Below are 23,122 nucleotides of genomic sequence, written 5' to 3' on the forward strand. Positions count from 1 at the left end.
CTCCCGGCGCCGGGGAGAGCCGCCCTGCGTGGTTAAAAACCGCGTCCTGCTGACCCTGTCGCTATTGGCGATTGCGGCGGGCGTTTGGCTGCCTTTTGTCAACTATGCGCCGAACCGCCTGATGTCAGGCCAGGGCATCGGGCTGGCCGCCCTGCTGGGCGGTGGGTGGTTACTGCTGCTGGCGCCGGTTGCCGCGCTGGTGGCGCTGTGTTTTGTCGCGCCCTCGCGTCGCGCGCAGCTGGCGGTTATGCTGCTGGCGGAGGTATTGCTGTGGTGCCTGGTGGCGCTGGCCGGCGACGCGGCCACGCAATTGGCCGGGCGGGGCGGGCATCTGGCGCGCACCTCGTTCGGCAGCGGTTTCTGGCTGCTGCTCGCGCTGTGCCTGCTGATTGCCGCCGACGCCATCGGCCGCGCGACCGCCAGTCATACGCTGCGCGTCGTGGCCAATGCGCAAATCTGGCTGCCGCCGGTGGCGCTGATCTGGACCGGGCGGCTGGATCAACTGTCGTTATTTATCGAATATGCCAACCGGCGGGAGATTTTCCAGCAGGCGCTGGGCGAACATCTGACCCTGCTGTTCGGCACCCTGGTGCCGGCTATCGTTATCGGCATTCCGCTGGGGCTGCTTTGTCATCGCTCGGCGCGCTGGCGCCCGGCGCTGTTTTCCACCCTCAACATTATCCAGACGATACCGGCCATCGCCCTGTTCGGCCTGCTGATTGCGCCGCTCAGCGGCCTGGCCGCCGCCTGGCCGTGGCTGCGCGACGCGGGGGTAGGCGGTATCGGCCTGGCGCCGGCGCTGATTGCCCTGGTGCTGTACGCGCTGCTGCCGCTGGTGCGCAGCGTGAACGCCGGGCTGACGCAGGTACCCGCCGAGGTGATTGAAACCGCGCTGGGCATGGGCATGACCCGCGGGCAGATATTCCGCCGTATTCAGGTGCCGCTGGCGCTGCCGGTGATCCTCTCGGGCATCCGCATTATCGCCGTGCAGACCGTCGGCATGGGCATGATCGCCGCCCTGATCGGCGCCGGCGGTTTCGGCGCGCTCATGTTCCAGGGCCTGCTCAGCAGCGCGCTGGAGCTGGTCTTGCTTGGGGTGATCCCGGCTATCGCGCTGGCGGTGCTGGTGGACACGTTGTTTAAACTGATCATCTCTTTTCTTGAGACGGTACACCAATGATTCAATTTCAACATGTCAGTAAAATTTTTCACGGCAAACCGGCGGTGGAAGACCTGAACCTGAACATTGCCGAAAGCGAGTTTACCGTGCTGATTGGTACTTCCGGCTCAGGTAAGTCCACCACGCTTAAAATGATTAACCGTTTAATTGAACATGACCAGGGCAAGATTTTGTTCGCCGGCGATGAGATCCACAGTTTTAAACCGCAGGAACTGCGCCGGCGCATGGGTTACGCCATCCAGTCCATCGGCCTGTTCCCGCATTGGACGGTGGAGCAGAATATTGCCACCGTGCCGCAGCTGCTGAAGTGGCCGAAGGCTAAAATACGCGATCGCGTCACCGAATTGTTGGAACTGCTGCATCTGGACGCGGCGCAGTTCCGCGGCCGTTATCCCCACCAGCTTTCAGGCGGGCAGCAGCAGCGGGTGGGCGTGGCGCGCGCCCTGGCCGCCGATCCGGAGGTGCTGCTGATGGATGAGCCTTTCGGCGCGCTCGATCCGGTTACCCGCGCCGCGCTGCAGGCGGAAATTGCCCGTATTCACCAATTGTCCGGCCGCACGGTGGTGCTGGTGACGCATGATATCGACGAGGCATTGGCGCTGGCGGACCGCATTGTCTTGCTTGACCAGGGGCAGGTGATCCAGCAGGGTACGCCGCGTCATTTACTCACCCAGCCGGCCAATGTCTTTGTCAGGGATTTTTTCGGCCGCAGCGATATCGGCATTAAATTACTGGCGCTGGGCGCGGCGGGGAGCCATGCGCGCAAAGGCGAGCGCTTGCCCGGCAAACCGATAGCGGCCGCCATGACCCTGCGCGAGGCCCTGTCGGAGTTTGTCTCCCGCCAGACCGAACTGCTGCCGGTGGTGGATGAGCAGGGCGCATCGCTGGGCGTGCTCCATTTCCGCGATTTGGTCAAACCCGGGAAGGAGGAATAGCATGCTGCGCCGGGTAATTACCGATCCGCTGTTATGGTGCGCGCTGCTGCTGCTGGCGCTGATGTTCGGCATGACCAGGCTGGACTGGCTGTTCTCGCAGTTGTTTCCGGCGCTGGATCGTCCGGTCTATCTGCAGGACAGCTTTGCTTCGCTGGCCTGGGCCCATGTCCAACTGGTATTGCTATCAAGCCTTATCGCCGTGGCGATTGGCGTCGGCGCCGGTATCGGCGTGACGCGGGCGGCCGGCCGGGAGTTTCGCTCGCTGGTGGAAACCATCGTGGCGGTCGGCCAGACCTTTCCGCCGGTGGCGGTGCTGGCCGTCGCCGTGCCGGTGATGGGCTTTAGCGAACAACCGGCGATTATCGCGCTGGTGCTCTACGGCCTGTTGCCCATTGTGCAGGGAACCATCACCGGCATTGAAACGGTGCCGGCATCCATTCTGGAAACCGCCACCGGCGCCGGCATGAGCCGCTGGCAAATATTGCGCCGGGTGGAGCTGCCGCTGGCCGCGCCGGTTATCATCACCGGCATCCGCACCTCGGTGATTATTAATATCGGCACCGCCGCCATTGCCTCCACCGTGGGCGCCAAAACGCTCGGTTCGCCGATAATCATCGGCCTGAGCGGCTTTAATACCGCCTATATTCTACAGGGCGCGATGCTGGTGGCCCTGCTGGCGGTCATCAGCGATATGCTGTTCGAACGCTGGCTGCGCTGTTTTCACCCTACCTGATGGCCGCAGGGACGTCCTCAGCTATGGACGATGACGATATAACCGGCCAGCATGACGCCGCCGATGGCGCCGAGGGCGCACAATGAGATCAGGCCGAACACGCCCGCTTTGATAAGATTCATACCCTTCCTTAAGGTCGCGATTCACTTCATTATAAGTGCTGCGCGCAGCGATACAAGCGCGATGGGGCGGCGCAGGTTACACCCCAGGCGTGGCTTATGCGCCTCAACCCGCCCGCGGCCCCTGGCCGTCTGGGCTGGATCCAGGTTCCAATACCGGTTGATAACTGCAGATATATACAGCATAAGGCTGACGCCGGAGCCGGTCTGTGGGACAATAACCCCATCCCGTATTGAGAAGATAAAGGCTCATGCCGCTGTCCGTCGCTACCAAAGCGCAAATCCATGATTGGTATAAAGCGCTGCAAAAACATATCCCGGATTTTATATCCCGCACGCCGCAGCGCCAGATGATTGCCGAAGTGGCGAAAGCGCTGTCCGGGGATATCGAACGCCATTTAGTGATTGAGGCGCCCACCGGCGTGGGGAAAACGCTGTCTTATCTCATCCCCGGCATCGCCATCAGCCGCGCCGAGGATAAGCCCCTGGTGGTCAGCACCGCCAACGTGGCGCTGCAGGACCAGATTTTCAGTAAAGACCTGCCGCTTTTGAAAAAGCTGATCCCGGATTTGAAATTTACCGCCGCCTTCGGCCGCAGGCGCTATGTCTGTCCGCGCAACCTGGCGGCCATGGCGGCGGACAACGTATTCCAGGGCGACCTGAAGCTGTTTCTCGATGACGGCCTGGTCCCCGCCGACGGTAAAGAGCGCACGTTATGCGGCAAAATGCAGCAGGACTTGGCCCGCTTCGCCTGGGACGGCCTGCGCGATCATTATCCCAAATCGGTGAGCGACGGGCTGTGGGGTAAACTCAGTACCGATAAAGCGAACTGTCTCGGACGTAATTGCCATTATTTCCGCGACTGTCCGTTTTTTATTGCCCGCAAGGAAATTGAAAGCGCCGATGTCGTGGTGGCCAACCATGCGCTGGTGATGGCGGCGCTCGACAGCGAATCGGTACTGCCCAATCCCAAGCATATGCTGCTGGTGCTCGACGAGGGGCATCATTTGCCCGACGTGGCGCGGGACGCGCTGGAAATGAGCGGCGAAATCACCGCCGGATTTATCGCCCATCAGCTGGAGCTGTTTATGCGCCAGACCGAACAGACCCTGGCGCAGTTCAAGCCGGCCAAGCCGCCCCTGCTCAGCGGCGGTGAACGCCTGAAGAACCACTGCGCTGAAATCCAGGAACTGGTGGCGCTGTTCGAACGGCAGGCGGTCTCCGTGCTGCCCAGGGACAGCGTGGCGGGGGAGTTTCGTTTTGCCATGGGGCAACTGCCCATCGCCATGAGCGAGCTGGCCGCGCGGCTGTTCAAGCTTACCGACGCGCTGCGCATGCTGACCGAGTTCCTGCTGAATGATTTGAGCGAGAAAACGGGCAAGCAGGATATTGTGCGCCTGCACCAGGCGCTGCTTCATACCAGCCGCACCCTGGGTTATTGGGAATCGGCCAGCAGGTTATGGAAGCTGGCGGCGCAGGATAAGGCATCCAATACGCCGATCTCCAAATGGCTGACCCGTGAAATGTCCGATGGAGGCGCGCATATCTTCCTGCACTGCGTCGGCATCCGCGTCAGCGATCAGCTGGAAAAGCTGCTCTGGTCGAAGATACCCCATGCGGTGGTGACCTCCGCCACCCTGCGATCGCTTAATAGTTTTGCCCGGCTGCAGGAGCTTTCGGGGTTGCAGGAACGGGCGGGGGATCGTTTTGTTACCCTCGGGTCGCCGTTTGATCATCGCCATCAGGGCAAACTGGTGATCCCGCAGATGCACAACGAACCGGTGATGGCGCGGGAGGGCGAACATCTGGCCGAAATGGCGGCCTTTTTCCGCGCTGAGCTTGCCGCCGGCGCGCATCGCGGCATGCTGGTCCTGTTTGCCAGCCATCGCGCGATGCAGCTTTTCCTGACCCATGTCGTCGATCTGCGGCTGCAACTGCTGGTACAGGGCGACCAGCCGCGCTATCGCTTAATTGAAGAACACCGCCGGCGCGTGGATCAGGGCAAGACCAGCGTACTGCTTGGCCTGCAGTCCTTTGCCGAGGGGCTCGACCTGAAGGGCGAACTGCTGACCCAGGTGCATATCCACAAAATCGCCTTCCCGCCCATCGACAGCCCTGTGATCCTGACCGAAGGGGAGTGGCTGAAAACCCAGAAACGGCATCCGTTCGAGGTGCAAAGCCTGCCCAGCGCCTCGTTTAACCTTATCCAGCAGGTGGGGAGGCTTATCCGCAGCCATGAATGCACCGGTGAAATCGTTATCTATGACCGGCGTCTTATCACCAAATCCTACGGCGCGCGGCTGCTGGCGGCGCTGCCGGTCTTTCCCATCGAGCAGCCGCCGATGCCGATGCCGGCCGATGCCAAGCCCGGGACTGTCACGGCCAAGGGCTGAGAAACCGGCGGGCGGCTGGATGAGCCGCCTGTTCAGGCACGGCTTTCATTGTCCAGCTTTTGCGCTATGGCATGTTCCGCGGCCAGGGTAACCCGCGCCACCAGCCCCGGACAGTTAAACAGCCTTTCGTACACCCGGTCGGCAACAGGGCGAATAAGGTCAGGGCAATCCATCTGATGGTTATTCATATACAGCCTTACCACCGCGACGGTGGACGTTGCGGAGCCGTTCTCAATGCGGGTGATATGGGCATATTGGCGCCAAATTCCCGTTTTGGTCATGGCCTGCTGGATAATATCCCGGTTAAACGTCGGGGTAAGATTCAACGGCTTATTTTCCTTAAGCCGGGCGTCCATGACCTGATCGATGGTTTTATTTATCTGCGCCGGAAGATAAAGTGCAAATTCATTTGATTTCCATTCTAGTTTATCTTTTTGTTCTTTCAATAAACCGGATTTCATTTCTTTCACTATGCCTTCCGCGGTTTGGCTAATAAAGGTTTCGCGATCGACCGGTCGGTCGTGTAATAATTCCAGCGGCAGATGCCTTTTCAACTGAAGCTGGTCGTAAGCGGCGTCCCTGTTTTTTTGCGCGGCGCTAAGATCATAACGTTTACTGTTACAACCGACGAAGGCCGGTATAAAAGATTTAACCCCTCGGCCTGGCGAGGAACCGCCGCCGTTCCTTGACTCTGACGCGGCTACGCTATCGTCGTCTTCCGCTAGCGCATTATAGCTTTCCTCGCTATCCATGCTGGATTTAGCTGCAGCCCTTGCCGAATAGCTCCTGATATTAACCAGTTTTTTGATCACGGACGTTAATACGTGGGTCCTGAGTGTAACCTGGCCCTCACTCCATGATGTGATTTTCGTAAAGAAGGAGGAATTCATACCCGTTATATGCATAATGTTTTCCTGATAATAAATAACAAAATAGAAAGGTTAAAAAAGTCATTTTTTTATATCATGCATCAATGTTGCATTCGATGTTTTTACTACCCATTGAGCGTTATCTACAAGTCCGGTTATAAAAGAGAGCCATTTTGGCCTTTTTAATTAAACTTCAGTAAAGAATATTAAATTTTTAGCGGCAAGGCGTGCCGCGCGAGCGACGGGCCCAGACCGGACATAGGACAGGTTATGCGCGGCATGGTCGCGGCGACGCTGAACCCGGTTATCCCTATCCCGGCGCTGTATTTGCTAGGAATAAGTTGAAGCACTTTATTAGCGCGTTAATGAAAGGTATTGTGGATTGAGACATCCGCGTGATCGCGGCGGATGGCAGAGGTTGAACTTTACATGCGTATTGGAAACGGTCGGTTATGGATTATAGCAAGGTCATAAAAGAAGTCGGACGGGGAAAAAATCATGCCCGCGATCTGGAGAGATCCACCGCTGTTGCACTCTATCGCGCCATCCTGGCCGGAGAGGTGCCGGAGCTGGAGCTCGGCGGGCTATTAATTGCCTTTCGTATCAAAGGCGAGGCCGAAGAAGAGATGCTGGGCTTTTATGAGGCGATGCAGGAGCGGGTGATGGCGCTGCAGGCGCCGGCGGATATGCCGCCGCCGGTGGTTATTCCCAGCTATAACGGCGCGCGCAAGCAGGCCAACCTGACGCCATTGCTGGCGATGGCGCTCGCGCGCCTCGGCTTTCCGGTCGTGGTGCACGGCGTTACCGACGATCCGGGCCGGGTGACCAGCGCGGAAATTTTCCGCGCCCTGGGCATAGCCTGGCACGATAACTCCCTGGCGGCGCAAAGCGCGCTGGTCATGGCGCGTGCGCCGGTATTTATCCCGGTGGGCCATCTGTGCCCGGCGCTGGACGCCCAGTTAACGCTGCGCTGGCGCATGGGGGTACGCAACAGCGCCCATACGCTGGCCAAACTGGCGACGCCGTTCCATCATCATCTGCACTGGCGCCTGTGCAGCGTATCGCATCCGGAATATATCACCCGTATCGCCGCCTTTTTCAACGCCATCAACAGCAGCGCCCTGCTGATGAACGGCACCGAGGGCGAAACCTACGCCAATCCGCAGCGTCTGGCGAAAATCTATGCCCTGCACCAAGGGCGGCAGCAGGTCATACTGGACCCGCTGGCCCATCCGCTGCCGCCGCTGGAAAATCTGCCGCGCGCGCGCGACGCGCTGACCACCGCGCGCTGGACCGAAGCCTGCCTGCGGGGCGAATTCGCCTTGCCGGAGGCTATCCGGCTGCAGTTGGCCGCCATATTGCTTGCCACCGGGCAAGCTCCCGCGCTTGACCAGGCGCTGGCGACTGTCGATCGCGCGATACCCCACGACTGACGGCGTACCCTGAACCAGAGCGGCATGGGCAAGCGCCTTTTGCCCTGACTGAGAAATGAAGCAATACCTGTTATCAGGAGATGTTATGCAACAGGCAGTAGCGTATTTTAACGCGCTGAACCGCGATTACCTGGCGGTTCATCAGACCAAGGAAGACCTTTTCTGGCAGCATTATATGGCCATCGGCGGCGAGGACGTCGCGGATCGTTTCGCCGCGGCGGAACAAGCGTATAAGCGGTTTATCGCGGCGCCGGCGCGCCCGGCGGAAATTCGCCGTCATATCGCCGCGCTGGAACTGCTGCCGCCAGGCCGGGAACGTGACGACACCCTGCACGGACTGCGCGGCTGGTTGCGTTTTTTTGACTGCAACGTGATTGAGGATGCCCGGGCGCAGACCCTGATGGATGACCTTATCGCCGCGGAAAACGACCTCTACGCCCGGCGCAAAACCCTGGCGCTGACCCATATCAACGATAAGGGCGAACGGGTGGCGGCCTCGTTGGGCGAACTGATGACCAATCAGGCCAATAACGCCGATGAATCAGCGCGCCAGAGCTCGCAGCAGGCGCTGCGCGAGCTGGAGCAATGGCTGTTGCATAACGGTTTTCCGGCGCTGGTGCGCCTGCGTAACCGCTTTGCCCGCCAGATGGGCTATCGCAATTACTTTGACTATAAGGTCAATAAAACCGAGCGGATGACGCCGGAACAGCTGTTCGCCATTCTGGATCGGTTTGAACGGGAGACGCGGGAGGGTAATTTACGCAGCCTGCGGCAATTGGCGGCGGTAAAAGGCGAGAACGCGCTGCAACCCTGGAATATCCGCTACCGCACCGCCGGCGACGTGACCCGCCAGCTGGATCCCTACCTGCCGTTTGCCGAGTCCCTGGGCCGCTGGGTGGACAGCTTTAAACGGCTGCATATCGGCTTTAACGGCGCGCGGTTGCAGCTCGATCTGCTGGTGCGCAAGGATAAGTACGAAAACGGTTTTATGCATGCCCCCGTGCCGCCGTTCCGGCGCCAGGGCGAGTGGGTCCCGGCGCGCATCAATTTTACCAGCCTGGCCAAACCGGACCAGATCGGCAGCGGCATCAGCGGTATCAATACGCTGTTTCACGAGGGCGGGCACGCGGCGCATTTTGCCAATATCCGCCAGAACGCCCCGTGTTTTTCCCAGGAGTTTCCGCCCACCTCTATGGCCTACGCTGAAACGCAGTCCATGTTTTGCGACAGCCTGCTGGACGACGCCGACTGGCTGAAACGCTATGCCCTTAACGGCAACGGCGAGCCGCCGCCGGACGCGCTGATCCAGGCCGCCATCGCCGCGCGCCAGCCTATGCGCGCCTTTAACGAGCGCCATATCCTGCTGGTGCCTTATTTTGAATGGGCGCTGTATCAATGGGACGATGACCAGCTGACGCCCGACGCCATTACGCGGCTGGCGCGGGAAACAGAACAACGCATCCTGGGGATTGACGGCAGCCCGCGGCCGACGATGGCGATTCCGCATCTGTTATCGCAAGAGTCCGCCTGTTCTTATCAGGGCTATCTGCTGGCGCTGATGGCCGTGGAGCAAACCCGGCAGTTTTTCCTTAAGCGCGACGGGTATCTCACCGATAACCCGGCCATCGGGCCCGATCTTGCCGCCCATTACTGGCATCCGGGCAATAGCGTCGCCCATGACGATACGCTCAGGAGCCTGACCGGGGAGGGATTTAATCCGCTGTATTTGGCGGCGGCCTGCAACCAGACGGTGGATCAGGCTTGGCGTCAGGCGCAGGAGACCATCGCGCGCGGGATGGCGCGGCCGCAGCCGGCCGCCGATTTTGCCCTGGACGCCGTCATCACCGTTATCGACGGCGAGCGGGTGCTGGCATCCAACGCGCAGGGCGATGAGCAGATGTGCCGGGAGTTTGCCGCGGCGATTCGTCAGGCGTATTGATCCGCGGGTAAGCCGCTGCGATCAGTTTTTATGATAAACCGGGCTGTAGCCTTCGATAGCCTGGTTTTTTTCCGGGGAAAAAACCTGGCGCGGGCAATTGCCGGCGGTACTGGCGGTGGTTTTATTGATGCAGGCGCTGTCCGCGCGCGGGTTGCGCGGCATATCCGGCAGCCGATAGGCGGGCAGGGCGTAAGCCGCAGCGCTGAGCATCACAAGCAGACTGGCAAGGATTGTACGTTTCATAATAATCACGCTGTAAATAATATCATATCGGATGCTTATGATACGCTTGTTACATGGATTTTACAGCCGTGATTATTGATAAATTGCATCAGTAAATTTGATGGACAGTGACCGGCGTGTCTTGACGGACAAAGCGGCCGCCGCCCTGGGGTTAACGCGCGGGGCGATCGTCCGGACGCACTTTATCAAAGCGCTGCTCGTCCGAAATGCCGTAATACGCGCTCGGCCCTCCGGCGCGCAGTATGGGATGCGCGGCGGCGGTTTGGTATACGCCCTGCTCATTAAACAGCTTTTTATCAATATGTACCGCTACGACTTCACCCAATATCAGCCAGCTTTCGATTAATCCGCCCTGGGCGTCCTGCAACTGGATGCATTGGGTTAACTGGCACTCAAAATTGACCGGGCTTTCGGCGACCCGGTGCGCGGCCACCCGCGTTCCCTTGATGGGCGTTAGGCCGGCAAAGCTGAATTCGTCCTGTCCCGCAGGCAGCGAGGCGGAGCTGTTATTCATCGCATCGGCCAGTTCGCGGGTCGCCAAATTCCAGACAAACTCCCCGGTGGCGGTGATATTGGCCACGCTGTCCTTCCAGCCGACGCTGCAAAATCCGATGATCGGCGGATGGTAGTTAAAACCGTTGAAAAAACTATACGGCGCCAGGTTGCGCTGCCCTTGCTTATCGACCGAGGCAATCCAGCCGATAGGCCGCGGACCGATAATAGCGTTAAACGGATCGTGCGGCAGGCCGTGCCCGTGACGCGGTTCATAATAATAACGGGAAGATGAACTCATGGTTTCTCCAACACTATGGACATTTACGCCGGCGACGGGCATCGGCTTCTGTGCCGCCGGTAGCGGGCTTCGCACCGTGGTTAACACGTGGGATCGCGTGGGAAAGGGCGGCAATCCCCGGCGTGGCGAGGTGGCAATAATAGTGTACTCAGGGAGCGCTCAGCGCAACTGGCTGTCTTTACTTCCCCGGCGGTTATAGCCACTGTGGGCCAGCTGTTTTTTATCTTGTTCGGACTGGCAATGCACGCACAACTGCACACCGGGCAACGCCGCGCGCCGCGCCTGCGGAATAGGTTCGCCGCACTCCTGGCAATGATGGGCGCTTTCTCCTTGCAGCAGAGCGCTGCGCGCCCGCTGCACCGCGTCGTTGATGGTGGAATCGATTTGATCTTGTACCGCGCCTTCCGGCGCCCAGCCGCTTGCCATGGGATCGCTCCTCCCGTTAAGCCGGTGTGAAAAGTCAAAAAAGCCGGCAAGGTCATTACGCTGCCGGCTTTTGCTGCATTCAACTGATTAGCCGGCGCTAGTGCATCGCACCCACCGGCGAAGCAAAGTATTATTCGATATTAGACTCGATAAACCACAAGAATTTATCCAGATCGCGCGAAGCGGCGGTCAAGATATCAGCCGTATCTTCGTCGTCTTCTGCTTCGGAAATCGCCTTGCGGGTGTCGTTCGCCACCACGCCATAACGATCCGCCAGCGCTTTCAGATGATCCTGAACGCTGTGGATATTGGTCGGATAGCTGGTCAGCGGGGTCTTGTCATTGGTGACCTGTACGGTACCCAAGGCGACGCCGCCTAGCTGGACCACGCGTTCGGCGATGGTGTCCTGATGATCCTGGATAACGGTACGGAAACCATCAAGCATTTCGTGTACCGCGATAAAATTCGCGCCGCGCATGTTCCAATGGGCTTGCTTGGTGATCAGCGCCAGGTCGACATACTCGATCACCAGACGGTTTAACAGCGCGATACTGGAGACCTTGACCGACTCTTCCAGATCGTTACGCGTATAAATAAGTTCGGAAGATTTCGTTTTAACCAGTTTAGCGGTACTCATCATTAATCATCCTCTTAATTGATCATTATTAATTTCGTTCAGGCATAAAGTATAACAGCGTTTCGCAATCCTGCATCCTATCACTCATATCGCCGATACCTCTCAGTGTCGCCACCGCTGAACGCATTAAACAGCTTAGCAGGATAAAAGACATCAACCATGAGAGTACTCCCGGCATCACAACCGCGTTTTGTTGTTTCGGGCCGGTAATACAAATGGTTTTCATTTAAAATAATGCCTCTAATAATTATTATAGCAAAAAGTCTCTGGTTCAGCACAGCGTGCCGCAGAAACAGGCGCTGAAAATCAGGCAGAACGGCTTTGAAGGGAGATGCATTTAGTGTTCCAGAATGCCGTAATAACATAATTAAATAGTAGTGGCGGTTTTTATGAGCAGAAAATATGAGGGCGGCGACATGGGTTGTGAAAAAAAATCACGCGCATTGCACGATAGTGGTCTATTTTTTAGTCATTCAGTTCGGATTAATCTGGATATGTTGTAAGGATACGTAAAGTCTGATTTGTGACATATAGCACAAAACATAAGTAAAATGAATGGGATAGAAAGCTTTGAAAACTTATGTTACACGATACGTTTACTTGGACAACATTTATTAAGCAGAGTTTCGTGCTACTTTTTGTTATATTTTCATGGTTAGGACGTAAATTCACATTTGAGGTGGTTATGAACAAAATTGCATGTCTTTCAGCGTTAGCTTGTGTATTGGCAGTAGCGGCGGGTTCGGCGACTGCGGGCGAAAGCACCGTTTCCGCGGGTTATGCCCAAGGTGATATGCAGGGCGTCATCAACAAGGCATCGGGTTTTAACCTGAAGTACCGTTATGAAATGGATGATAGCGCGCCTTGGAGCATGATCAGCTCCTTCACCTACCTGGAAAAGAACCAGGCTGAACAAGGCACCTACGAAAAAGGCACTTACTACGGCATCACCGCCGGTCCGGCTTACCGCATTAACGATTGGGCCAGCGTATACGGCGTAGTCGGCATGGGCGTGGGCCAATTTACCGACAACGCGCAAGACGGCCGCGATTCACACCGCACCAGCGATGTTGGCGTAGCATACGGCGCAGGCTTGCAGTTCAACCCGATGGAAAATGTCGCGTTTGACGTTTCCTACGAACAAAGCCGCATCCGCAGCGTAGACGTTGGCACCTGGATCGCAGGCGTTGGTTACCGCTTCTAATTTCCCTTCTGCGATCGGGCGGCGCCGGTTTTCCGGTTAACGACCCCGGTGTGGACATGATAAGCATGGCTGAGCATTTCAGCCATGCTTTTTTTTTATCCCGGCCGCGCCCTCCCTGCTTGGACGGCGACACTTGTCCCGTATCGCCCATCCACCCTCCGGCCCGTATCAGGGCGCGCATGCTGTTTATCGAGCAGCTGCGTTTTTATATTCTTCCTGCCGCCAGAGCAGTATTTTAAAGAAGGGCAATGGTGAGCCGGGAATAATGGGCTATGGCATGCCACACCGCTATAGTGTCTCTCTTTTATCCTGCCTGACGGGACGCCCTTATTTATCGGTTATGCATTATTAGCGGTCGCCCTGGCGGGATGCTGGCGAAATGACACTGTATTTATCCTGCTCGGCGGGTAAATAAGGTATACCCTTATGATATGACAACCCTGATATTTATTGATGATGTTAATATGACAAAATATTAAATCAAATAATAATGCCTTATATTGGTTAGCGGGCCGAAAGAGGCGCGTAAGTGGCGGCTATCAGGGGCCGTTTTGCCGGCCGCGAACGCGGGCCGCGGAGCGCTAACCCGGCTCGGGGCCGCGCCGGGCACGCCAATTTTAATGCTTATGGCCATGGGTGCACACAGAGAGAGCAATTTTACAGCGGAGTGTGGCATAATGTGGTTAATGTCACGTTTTTAATGAAGAGTACCTCCTTTTGCTAATCTGTAACAACATCACCATGCAATTCGGTAGCAAACCGCTATTCGAAAATATTTCCGTTAAATTTGGCGGCGGCAATCGCTACGGCCTGATTGGCGCCAACGGCTGCGGTAAATCCACCCTGATGAAAATCCTGGGGGACGACCTGGTGCCCAGCGGCGGCCATGTCAGCCTTGACCCGAATGAACGCCTGGGCAAGCTGCGCCAGGATCAGTTTGCCTTTGAACAGTATACCGTGCTTGATACCGTCATCATGGGCCATGCCGAGCTCTGGGCGGTGAAAGAAGAGCGCGACGCCATCTACGCCATGGCCGAGATGAGCGAGCAGCAGGGCTATCGGGTTGCCGATCTCGAAGTACTGTACGGCGAGATGGATGGTTATACCGCCGAGGCGCGCGCCGGTGAGCTTCTGTTGGGCGTCGGCATTCCTCTTGAGCAGCATTACGGTCCGATGAGCGAAGTGGCGCCTGGCTGGAAACTGCGCGTGCTGCTGGCGCAGGCGCTGTTCGCCAATCCAGATATTCTGCTGCTTGACGAACCTACCAATAACCTGGATATCAATACCATCCGCTGGCTGGAGCAGGTATTGAACGAGCGCAACAGCACCATGGTCATTATTTCCCATGACCGGCACTTCCTGAATATGGTCTGTACCCATATGGCGGATTTGGATTACGGTGAACTGCGCATCTATCCCGGCAATTACGACGATTATATGACCGCGTCCACCCAGGCGCGCGAACAGCTGATGTCCGGCAACGCCAAGAAAAAGGCGCAGATTGCCGAATTGCAGTCCTTTGTCAGCCGCTTTAGCGCCAATGCGTCCAAATCACGCCAGGCAACCTCCCGCGCCCGCCAGATTGAAAAAATCAAGCTGGACGAGGTGAAGGTGTCCAGTCGCCAGAATCCATTTATCCGCTTCGAGCAGGATAAAAAATTGTTCCGCAACGCCCTGGAAGTACAGCAGCTGACCCAGGGTTATGACGGCCAGCCGCCTCTGTTCAGTAAAATAAACCTGATGCTGGAAGTGGGCGAAAAGATGGCGGTGCTCGGTCCCAACGGCATCGGTAAAACCACCCTGCTGAAAAGCCTGGTGGGCGAGCTGCCGCCGGTGGGCGGCACCATCAAGTGGTCCGAGAACGTCAGCATCGGTTATTATGCCCAGGATCATTCCAGCGAGTTCACCGAAAACATTAACGTGTTTGACTGGATGAGCCAATGGAAACAGCCCAGCGACGACGAACAGGCGGTGCGCAGCATCCTTGGCCGGTTGCTGTTCAGCCAGGACGATATCAATAAACCGGTCAGCGTCTTATCCGGCGGCGAAAAGGGCCGCATGATGTTCGGCAAGCTGATGATGGAAAAACCCAATATCCTGCTGATGGACGAACCTACCAACCATTTGGATATGGAATCCATTGAGTCGCTGAACTCGGCGCTGGAACTGTACCAGGGGACGCTGATATTTGTGTCCCATGACCGCGAATTCGTCAGTTCGCTGGCGACGCGCATCCTGGAATTAACGCCGGAAAAAGCGATAGATTTCAGCGGTAACTATGAAGATTACCTGCGCAGCCAGGGTTTAAACTAAGCTGATGACGGTTTAAACGCCGTTTTAAGCGCCGGCCCTGGTTGCGCGGGGCCGTTCCATTTCTCCTATTGCCGCGCAGTGTTCGCCGGAGCAACGCCGCCCGCGCCAAACGCGATTTCCCTCTCAGCCGGGCGACGCCGTCCCACACACGGCGCAATGCGGATCCCGCGGCAGCACCATCTCCCGAAACTGCAGCGTCATGGCGTCATACATGACCAGCCGGCCGGCCGGCGGCTTGCCGAACCCTGTCAGCAGCTTGATAGTCTCCATGGCCTGCAACGAGCCGATAATGCCCACCAACGGCGCCATCACGCCGGATTCCGCGCAGGTGAGGCTGCCTGCGCCGAACAATCGGCTCAGGCAGCGATAGCAGGGTTCGCCGGGCTGGTAGGTAAAGACGCTGATTTGCCCCTCCATACGGATCGCCGCACCGGACACCAGCGGCGTCTGGCGGGTAAAACACAGCCGGTTGAGCTGCTCGCGCGTCGTTACGTTATCGGTGCAATCCACCACGACGTCATGCTGCGCGATAAGCTCGGTCAGCGACTCGTCGTCCAGGGCGGCGTTGCGCGTGGCGATAGTGACATGGGGGTTAACCGACGCCAGGGCAAGGGCGGCGGAATCGACTTTAGCCATGCCGATGCGCCGATCGTCGTGCAGTATCTGGCGTTGCAGATTGGACAGCGCCACAATGTCGAAATCCAGCAGGGTGAGCCGTCCTATGCCCGCGGCAGTGAGATACAGCGCCGCGGCGCAGCCCAGCCCGCCCAGGCCCACCACCAGCGCACCCGCGTTTTTCAGCCGTTCCTGGCCGTCAAAATCAAAGCCGCGCAGCATGATTTGCCGGTTGTAGCGCAGCATTTCCGCATGAGTTAATTCGTCCGCCACGGTCCGGCCCTATGATAACAACAGATGATTAAAGGGTTCGATATCCACCCATTCGCCCACGGCCACGTCATCCTGCTCGGCCGGCAGCACGATAAAACAGTTGGCGGCGCTGAAGGAGCTGAAAACATGGGATCCCTGCGCGCCGGTGCCGGCGACCTCGATATCGCCGCGGGGCGTGGTATGGAACACGCCGCGCTGAAAATCCATCCGGCCGGGCGTTTTTTTAAGCCGCGTCAGCGTTCTGGCGCGCAGCCGGGCGGGTAACCGCCAGTGCGCCCGCCCGGCGAGCCTGGCTATCAGCGGCTGCACCAACTGGTAAAACGTCACCGCCGCCGACACCGGATTGCCCGGCAGGCCGCAGAACCAGGCGTGCTCCAGACGGCCGAAGGCAAAGGGTTTGCCGGGTTTCATCGCCAGTTTCCAGAAGCTGATTTCACCCATTTCTTCAAGGATAGTTTTGGTATAGTCCGCTTCACCCACCGACACGCCGCCGCTGGTAATCACCAGGTCGGCCCGGTTGTCCGCCTGGCGGAATGCGGCGCGCAGGGCCTGGGCGTCATCGGCGATAATGCCCAGATCGATAACCTCGCAGCCCAGCTGGCGCAGCATCAGGCGTACGGCGAACCTATTGGTGTCGTGGATTTGCCCGGCGGCCAGGGGCGCCCCTATGGGCTGTAATTCGTCGCCGGTGGAAAACAGCGCCACCCGTGGCCGTCGCACCACGCTGATGTCCGCTATGCCCAGCGACGCCAGCAGCGGCAGCTCGCTCACCCCCAATGCGCGACCGGCGGACAGGACCTGGTCACCCAGGCGGATATCGTCGCCGATACGGCGAATATTCTGTCCCGGTTTTACCGGGGCGGTAAAACACACCCCATCGCCGGATAATTCGGCCTGCTCTTGCATTATTACCGCCTCCGTCCCGGGGGGAACGGACGCGCCGGTCATGATGCGCACCACGCTCCCCGGCGGCCAATCGGCCGCGAAGGGCTTGCCGGCAAACGCTTTACCGGCTACCGGCAGCGGCGCGCCGGCGGCGATATCGGCCAGGCGCACCGCATACCCGTCCATGGCGGAATTATCAAACGGGGGAACGTTTACCGGGGAAATTACCGCGGCGGCGGTGATGCGCCCGGCGGCGTCGGTCAGCGCCAGCGTTTCGCGTCCGGCGAGCGGCCCGACCCGGGAAAGCATTTTTTCCAGCGCCTGTTCAAGCGTAAGCAGGGACGAATTCAAGGATGCCATATCAACTCCTGTAGCGTCGGCCGTTAATCCAGCGGCCGGAAGGGCAAGTATGCCGTGGCTTATTATGCCAGAAAACCTATGCCAAAAAATAAGGCGGGGAAGTAAATGCGCAAGGGATTGGCTTTGCCGCTTTTTAGCTAAGCTTAAGCGGCGATTTTACCTAACGAAAGGCCATTATTGTTGATGCCGTCAATAGTGACATTTCCGCTTTACACTGGCGGGCTGGGTTAATATAGTCAAAAATAATAACTAAATAGTTCTATGTCACATTTATTTAATTAACAACTAAAGATTGTCCGGGGCCTTCGCTGCTTCGCCAGCCGGACGCCCCGTCCCTTGACCACCGATTGCAGGGTACGTTATTTGATGAGCAAAGCAGTCATAGTTATCCATGGCGGCGCCGGCGCCATTGCGCGCCAGGCCATGAGCACCGAGAAAGAACAGCACTATCGCCAGGCGCTGGCCGGTATCGTCGAGCGCGGACAGGCTATCCTGGCGGCGGGCGGCGCCGCCCTTGACGCGGTGACCGAGGCTGTGCGCCTGCTTGAGGAGTGCCCTTTGTTCAACGCCGGCAAGGGCGCGGTGTTTACCCACCAGGGCGGTCATGAGCTCGATGCCAGCATTATGGACGGCCACACGCTTGCCGCCGGCGCCGTATGCGGCGTGACCCATATTCGTAATCCCATCCTCGCCGCCCGCGCGGTGATGGAGCACAGTGCGCATGTGATGTTTACCGGCGATGGCGCGGAAGCCTTTGCGTTTGCCCGCGGCCTGGAGCGGGTGGAACCGGAATTTTATTATACCGCCGAACGCTACGCCCAACTGCAGCGCGCCCTGGCCGATGACGCCGGCGCCATTCTCGATCATGATGCCCCGTCAGGCGGCGATCCCCTGGATCCGGACCGAAAATTCGGCACCGTGGGCGCGGTGGCCTGCGATAGTTTCGGCCATCTGGCGGCGGCCACCTCCACCGGCGGCATGACCAACAAACAGACCGGCCGGGTGGGAGACTCGCCGATTATCGGCGCCGGATGCTATGCCGATAACGCCACCGCCGCCATCTCCTGTACCGGCAGCGGTGAAGTGTTTATGCGCGGCGTGGCCGCTTATGACGTGAGTGCGCGCATGGCGTACGGCGGACTATCGCTCCAGGAAGCCGCCGGGCAGGTGATTTTCGATAAGATCCTGGCTCTTGGCGGCTCCGGCGGGCTGATTGCGGTGGATGCCGCGGGCAACGTGGCGCTGCCGTTCAATAGCGAAGGTATGTACCGCGGCGTCGGTTATGTCGGCGCTACGCCCGATATCGGCATCTACCGCTGATGGTCGATCCTATGGCAACAGGACGCCATCCGGTTCCGTCACCGGCGGCAGCGCCCGGTTTACCGGAGGAACAGGTATTGTCGGTGCGTGACCTGAGCGTGCATTTTTCCCATGAAGGCCAGCGCATCGAGGCGGTGCGGCGTATTTCATTTACCATCAACCGCGGCGAGACCCTGGCGATTGTCGGCGAGTCCGGCTCCGGAAAGTCGGTCACCGCCTTATCGATTATGCGGCTGGTGGAGCTGGGCGGCGGCCGGGTGGACAGCGGCGTCATGCTGTTTCGTCGCCGTGGCGGCGAGGTGCTTGATCTGGCCCGGGCCGGCCAATCCACGTTGCGGGGCCTGCGCGGCGCCGATATGGCGATGATTTTCCAGGAGCCGATGACGTCGCTGAATCCGGTGTTTCCGGTGGGCGAGCAGATAGCCGAATCCATCCGCCTTCATCAGGGCAAAGACCATCGCAGCGCCCGGCAGGAGGCGCTGCACATGCTGGATTTGGTGCGCATTCCCAACGCCGCAAGCATGCTCGATCGCTATCCCCATCAACTCTCCGGCGGCATGCGCCAGCGGGTGATGATTGCCATGGCGCTGTCGTGCAAGCCGGCGCTGCTGATTGCCGATGAGCCCACCACCGCCCTGGATGTGACTATCCAGGCGCAAATCCTGCAGTTGATCCGCACCCTGCAGCGTGAAATGCAAATGGGGGTGATGTTTATCACCCATGATATGGGCGTGGTGGCCGAAATGGCCGACCGGGTGCTGGTGATGTATCAGGGCAATGATGTGGAGTCGGCCCCGGTCGACACGCTGTTCGCCCACCCCCGTCACCGCTATACCCAGGCTTTGCTGGCGGCGGTGCCGAAGCTGGGTTCGATGGCCGACAGCGATTTCCCGGCGAAATTTCCGCTGCTCAACCCACAGGACGCCGCGCCTGCGGATATCGAGGTCGCGGCCAGGGCGCCGGATTCTCCCGCGCTAAGCGCGGCCAAGGGGCAAGATACCGTGCCGCCGCGCGCCGCGCCGATTTTGCAGGTCAAGGATTTGGTCACCGGTTTTGATATCCGCGGCGGTATTTTCAACCGTGTCCGGCGCCGGGTGCACGCGGTGGAAAAAGTCAGTTTCTCCTTGTATCCCGGCGAAACCCTGGCGCTGGTGGGCGAATCCGGCTGCGGAAAATCCACGACAGGCCGCTCGCTGCTGCGCCTGGTGGAGAGCCAGAGCGGCGATATTATTTTCAACGGCCGGTCGATTACCGCGCTCACGGGACATGAATTGCAGCATCTGCGCCGCGATATCCAGTTTATTTTCCAGGATCCGTACGCCTCGCTCGATCCCAGGCTCACCGTCGGTTATTCGATTATGGAACCGCTGCTGGTGCACGGCGTGGCGCAGGGCCAGGAAGCGCAACGGCGGGTGGAAACGTTACTGACGCGGGTAGGGCTGCTGCCCGAACACGCCCAGCGTTATCCCCACGAGTTTTCCGGCGGCCAGCGCCAGCGTATCTGTATCGCCAGGGCGCTGGCGCTTAATCCTAAGGTGGTGGTGGCCGATGAATCGGTCTCGGCGCTGGATGTCTCGATACAGGCGCAGATCATTAACCTGATGCTCGATTTGCAACGTGAATTCGGCATTGCCTTTTTGTTTATTTCCCACGATATGGCCGTGGTGGAGCGGGTCAGCCATCGGGTGGCGGTCATGTATCTGGGGCAAATCGTCGAGATCGGACCCCGTCGCCAGGTTTTCGCCAACCCGCAGCATCCTTATACCCGCAAATTAATGTCGGCGGTGCCTGTTCCCGATCCCACGCGCCGCCGGCCGGAACATGCTTTACTGGTAGATGAGATTCCCAGCCCCGTCAGGGCGCTGGGAGATGAACCAATCGTTGCGCCGTTGGTTAAGGTCGGGGAGGGGCACTATGTGGCCCGTCATCCGATCGGCGGCGCCTACTGACAGGGATATTCTTGGAGAGTGCAACCTTATGATAAAAAACACGGTTAAGCGTAATATGCTTATCGCCTCGGCGGTGATGGGCGCGTGGGTATCGGTACCGGCCTGGGCGGCCAAGGACGCGGTGATTGCGGTGGGTTCCAACTTTACCAGCCTGGACCCGTATGACGCCAATGATACCCTGTCGCAGGCGGTGGCCAAGTCGTTCTACCAGGGGCTGTTTGGCTTCGATAAGGATATGAAGCAGGTTAACGTATTGGCGGAAAGTTATCAGGCCAGCGCCGACGGCCTCACCTATACCATCAAGCTGCATAAAGGCGTGAAGTTCCAGGACGGTACTGATTTTAATGCCGAAGCGGTCAAGGTGAACCTGGATCGCGCCAGCAATCCGGACAACCATCTCAAGCGCTACAATCTGTTCAAAATGATCGACAAGACCGAGGTGGTCGACCCGTTAACGGTAAAAATCACGCTGAAAACGCCGTTCTCGCCGTTTATCAATAATTTGTCCCATCCGGCGGCGGCGATGATTTCCCCCGCGGCGCTGCAAAAATACGGCAAGGAAATCGGCTTTCATCCGGTGGGCACCGGCCCATACGAATTTGAGGTGTGGAACCAGACCGATTTTGTCAAAGTGAAGCGTTTTGACGGCTACTGGCAAAAAGACGCCGCCAAGCTCGACAGCATCACTTGGCGACCGGTGGTGGACAACAATACCCGCGCGGCGATGCTGCAAACCGGCGAAGCCAATTTTGCCTTCCCGGTCCCTTACGAACAGGCGGCCTTACTGGCAAAAAGCACGAAGCTGGATGTGGTGTCGGCGCCCTCCATCCTGCAGCGCTATATCAGCCTGAATGTAACGCAAAAGCCGTTTGACGACGTCAGGGTGCGCCAGGCCGTGAACTACGCCATTAATAAAGACGCGCTGATCAAAGTCGCCTATGCCGGTTATGCCGTGCCCGCCGAGGGGCCGCTGCCCGCAGGCATTGATTATGCGGTTAAATACAAACCCTGGCCCTACGATCCGGCCAAGGCGCGCGAACTGCTGAAGGAAGCCGGTTATCCGGACGGGTTCACCACCACCCTATGGTCATCGCACAATACCAGCACCTTCCAGAAGGCGCTGCAGTTTACCCAGCAACAGCTGGCCCAGGTGGGGATTAAAACCACCGTTACCGCCATGGATGCCGGCCAGCGCGCGGCCCAGGTCGAGGCCAAAGGGGTGAACGAAACCGGCGTGCGCATGTTCTATACCGGCTGGTCCGCGTCCACCGGCGAGGCCGACTGGGCCCTGACGCCGCTGTTCGCCAGCACCTCCGCGCCGCCTGCCATCTTCAATACCGCCTTTTACAGTAATCCGCAGGTGGATAAAGATTTGACCGAGGCGCTGAAAACCACCGACCGCGCCGAGAAAACCCGGTTGTATAAAGACGCGCAGGATAAAATCTGGGCTGACGCACCCTGGGTATTCCTGCTGACGGAAAAAATGCTGTACGCGCGCAGCAAGAATCTGACCGGTTTTTATGTCATGCCGGACAGTTCATTTGATTTCACCCACGCTGATATGAAATAACCCGGCAGAATGCTGAATTATTTTATTAAGCGCTTATTGGGGCTGATCCCGACCCTGCTGATCGTCGCGGTGCTGGTGTTCCTGTTTGTCCACCTGCTGCCGGGCGATCCGGCCAGGCTGGCGGCGGGGCCGAACGCCGATGCCTCGGTGGTGGCGCTGGTGCGCCAGGATTTGGGGCTGGACCGGCCCTTGCCGGAGCAGTTTGTCCATTTTATCGCCAATGCCGTACGCGGCAATTTCGGCACCTCGCTGGTGTCGAAACGGCCGGTCAGCGCCGAGATAAGCTCGCGGTTTATGCCCACATTCTGGCTGACCGTCGCCAGTATGGCGTGGGCGGTGATTCTGGGCATGGCGCTGGGCATCGTTTCGGCGGTATGGCGTAACCGCTGGCCGGACCGCATCGGCATGACGCTTGCGGTCTCGGGGATTTCTTTTCCCGCCTTTGCGCTGGGCATGCTGCTGATGCAGGTGTTTTCCGTCGGCCTGGGCTGGCTGCCCACCGTGGGCGCGGACACGCCGCGGCATTATATCCTGCCCGCCATTACTCTCGGCGCGGCGGTGGCATCCATCATGGCGCGCTTTACCCGCGCCTCTTTTGTCGAGGTGATGCAGGAAGACTATATGCGCACCGCCCGGGCCAAAGGCGTGGGCGAATTCTGGGTGGTGGTGAAACACGGCCTGCGCAACGCCATGATTCCGGTGGTGACCATGATGGGCCTGCAGTTTGGTTTTCTGCTGGGCGGTTCGATCGTGGTGGAGGCGGTATTTAACTGGCCCGGACTGGGACGTTTGCTGGTGGATTCGGTGGAGATGCGCGATTATCCGGTGATACAGGCCGAGGTACTGCTGTTTTCGCTGGAATTTATCATTATTAATTTACTGGTGGACATGTTATATGCGGCAATCAATCCGTCTATCCGGTATCAGTAAGGA

The 23,122-nt window shown here is 58.6% G+C and carries 19 protein-coding genes and 1 pseudogene; 12 read left to right on the plus strand and 8 right to left on the minus strand.

What is annotated here, in order from left to right:
* Positions 1-28 precede the first annotated feature (28 nt).
* Genes ACL2XQ_RS06390 through ACL2XQ_RS06400 form a run of 3 tightly spaced genes read left to right on the plus strand, consistent with a single transcriptional unit; the run spans position 29 to position 2,848 of the window.
* Positions 29-1,180 carry an ABC transporter permease gene (locus ACL2XQ_RS06390; RefSeq protein WP_413740156.1) on the plus strand — a complete coding sequence of 384 codons (1,152 nt, stop codon included), beginning with the start codon at positions 29-31 and terminating at the stop codon, positions 1,178-1,180.
* Positions 1,177-2,115 (plus strand): ABC transporter ATP-binding protein, encoded by a 939-nt coding sequence (locus ACL2XQ_RS06395; RefSeq protein WP_410015965.1) that lies wholly within the window; start codon positions 1,177-1,179, stop codon positions 2,113-2,115. Before ACL2XQ_RS06390 ends, ACL2XQ_RS06395 begins: the two co-directional genes overlap by 4 nt.
* Position 2,116: 1 nt before the next feature.
* Positions 2,117-2,848 carry an ABC transporter permease gene (locus ACL2XQ_RS06400; RefSeq protein WP_410015964.1) on the plus strand — a complete coding sequence of 244 codons (732 nt, stop codon included), beginning with the start codon at positions 2,117-2,119 and terminating at the stop codon, positions 2,846-2,848.
* Between the two features lie 17 nt (positions 2,849-2,865).
* Here the strand turns inward: ACL2XQ_RS06400 and ACL2XQ_RS06405 are convergent, their stop codons facing one another.
* Complete coding sequence (locus ACL2XQ_RS06405) at positions 2,866-2,970, minus strand: hypothetical protein (protein ID WP_410015963.1); 105 nt, start codon at positions 2,968-2,970, stop codon at positions 2,866-2,868.
* A gap of 248 nt (positions 2,971-3,218) precedes the next feature.
* On the opposite strand from ACL2XQ_RS06405, the pseudogene dinG reads away from it, so the two are divergent.
* Positions 3,219-5,315 (plus strand): annotated as a pseudogene (gene dinG, locus ACL2XQ_RS06410) (ATP-dependent DNA helicase DinG); the annotation flags it as partial.
* A 77-nt stretch (positions 5,316-5,392) separates the two neighbouring features.
* On the opposite strand, the gene ACL2XQ_RS06415 reads toward dinG, so the two are convergent.
* Positions 5,393-5,830: a hypothetical protein gene (locus ACL2XQ_RS06415; RefSeq protein WP_413723589.1), complete on the minus strand. Its 438-nt coding sequence runs from the start codon at positions 5,828-5,830 to the stop codon at positions 5,393-5,395.
* An 851-nt stretch (positions 5,831-6,681) separates the two neighbouring features.
* On the opposite strand from ACL2XQ_RS06415, the gene ybiB reads away from it, so the two are divergent.
* Together ybiB and ACL2XQ_RS06425 are read left to right on the plus strand one after the other, a co-directional pair.
* On the plus strand, positions 6,682-7,662 hold the full coding sequence (gene ybiB / locus ACL2XQ_RS06420) for a DNA-binding protein YbiB (protein WP_413727014.1): 981 nt from the start codon (positions 6,682-6,684) through the stop codon (positions 7,660-7,662).
* An 85-nt stretch (positions 7,663-7,747) separates the two neighbouring features.
* Complete coding sequence (locus ACL2XQ_RS06425) at positions 7,748-9,601, plus strand: M3 family metallopeptidase (protein ID WP_410015960.1); 1,854 nt, start codon at positions 7,748-7,750, stop codon at positions 9,599-9,601.
* A gap of 21 nt (positions 9,602-9,622) precedes the next feature.
* Here ACL2XQ_RS06425 and ACL2XQ_RS06430 read toward each other — a convergent pair whose 3' ends face one another.
* The 4 genes from ACL2XQ_RS06430 to dps form a co-directional block, all read right to left on the minus strand.
* The gene (locus ACL2XQ_RS06430) at positions 9,623-9,844 is read right to left on the minus strand and encodes a hypothetical protein (protein ID WP_410015959.1); all 222 of its coding nucleotides are present in this window, start codon (positions 9,842-9,844) and stop codon (positions 9,623-9,625) included.
* A gap of 151 nt (positions 9,845-9,995) precedes the next feature.
* Positions 9,996-10,637 carry a flavin reductase family protein gene (locus tag ACL2XQ_RS06435; RefSeq protein WP_410015958.1) on the minus strand — a complete coding sequence of 214 codons (642 nt, stop codon included), beginning with the start codon at positions 10,635-10,637 and terminating at the stop codon, positions 9,996-9,998.
* 159 nt (positions 10,638-10,796) lie between these two features.
* On the minus strand, positions 10,797-11,063 hold the full coding sequence (locus tag ACL2XQ_RS06440) for a DksA/TraR family C4-type zinc finger protein (RefSeq protein ID WP_410015957.1): 267 nt from the start codon (positions 11,061-11,063) through the stop codon (positions 10,797-10,799).
* Between the two features lie 130 nt (positions 11,064-11,193).
* Entirely contained in the window at positions 11,194-11,700 is a 507-nt protein-coding gene (gene dps, locus ACL2XQ_RS06445; protein WP_410016595.1) for a DNA starvation/stationary phase protection protein Dps, read from the minus strand.
* A 685-nt stretch (positions 11,701-12,385) separates the two neighbouring features.
* Here dps and ompX point away from each other — a divergent pair.
* Positions 12,386-12,904, plus strand: a complete 519-nt coding sequence (ompX, locus tag ACL2XQ_RS06450) for an outer membrane protein OmpX (protein WP_410015956.1) — start codon at positions 12,386-12,388, stop codon at positions 12,902-12,904.
* Between the two features lie 717 nt (positions 12,905-13,621).
* Entirely contained in the window at positions 13,622-15,217 is a 1,596-nt protein-coding gene (locus ACL2XQ_RS06455) for an ABC-F family ATPase (RefSeq protein WP_410015955.1), read from the plus strand.
* A 123-nt stretch (positions 15,218-15,340) separates the two neighbouring features.
* Here ACL2XQ_RS06455 and moeB read toward each other — a convergent pair whose 3' ends face one another.
* Both moeB and moeA read right to left on the minus strand, forming a co-directional pair.
* Positions 15,341-16,105, minus strand: coding sequence for a molybdopterin-synthase adenylyltransferase MoeB (gene moeB, locus ACL2XQ_RS06460; protein ID WP_410015954.1), 765 nt, complete (start codon positions 16,103-16,105; stop codon positions 15,341-15,343).
* A gap of 9 nt (positions 16,106-16,114) precedes the next feature.
* Complete coding sequence (gene moeA, locus ACL2XQ_RS06465; RefSeq protein ID WP_413740157.1) at positions 16,115-17,350, minus strand: molybdopterin molybdotransferase MoeA; 1,236 nt, start codon at positions 17,348-17,350, stop codon at positions 16,115-16,117.
* Between the two features lie 366 nt (positions 17,351-17,716).
* On the opposite strand from moeA, the gene ACL2XQ_RS06470 reads away from it, so the two are divergent.
* From ACL2XQ_RS06470 to gsiC, 4 genes are read left to right on the plus strand one after another with little or no spacing between them, the layout of a single operon-like run.
* Complete coding sequence (locus ACL2XQ_RS06470) at positions 17,717-18,670, plus strand: isoaspartyl peptidase/L-asparaginase family protein (RefSeq protein WP_413722361.1); 954 nt, start codon at positions 17,717-17,719, stop codon at positions 18,668-18,670.
* An 11-nt stretch (positions 18,671-18,681) separates the two neighbouring features.
* Positions 18,682-20,619, plus strand: coding sequence for a dipeptide ABC transporter ATP-binding protein (locus tag ACL2XQ_RS06475; protein ID WP_413740158.1), 1,938 nt, complete (start codon positions 18,682-18,684; stop codon positions 20,617-20,619).
* A 28-nt stretch (positions 20,620-20,647) separates the two neighbouring features.
* Complete coding sequence (gene gsiB / locus ACL2XQ_RS06480) at positions 20,648-22,189, plus strand: glutathione ABC transporter substrate-binding protein GsiB (RefSeq protein ID WP_413727010.1); 1,542 nt, start codon at positions 20,648-20,650, stop codon at positions 22,187-22,189.
* A 9-nt stretch (positions 22,190-22,198) separates the two neighbouring features.
* Positions 22,199-23,119, plus strand: coding sequence for a glutathione ABC transporter permease GsiC (gsiC, locus tag ACL2XQ_RS06485; protein WP_410015949.1), 921 nt, complete (start codon positions 22,199-22,201; stop codon positions 23,117-23,119).
* Positions 23,120-23,122 lie beyond the last annotated feature (3 nt).

The sequence above is a fragment of the Sodalis sp. RH14 genome, assembly GCF_047324285.1.
Lineage (GTDB): Bacteria > Pseudomonadota > Gammaproteobacteria > Enterobacterales > Enterobacteriaceae > Acerihabitans.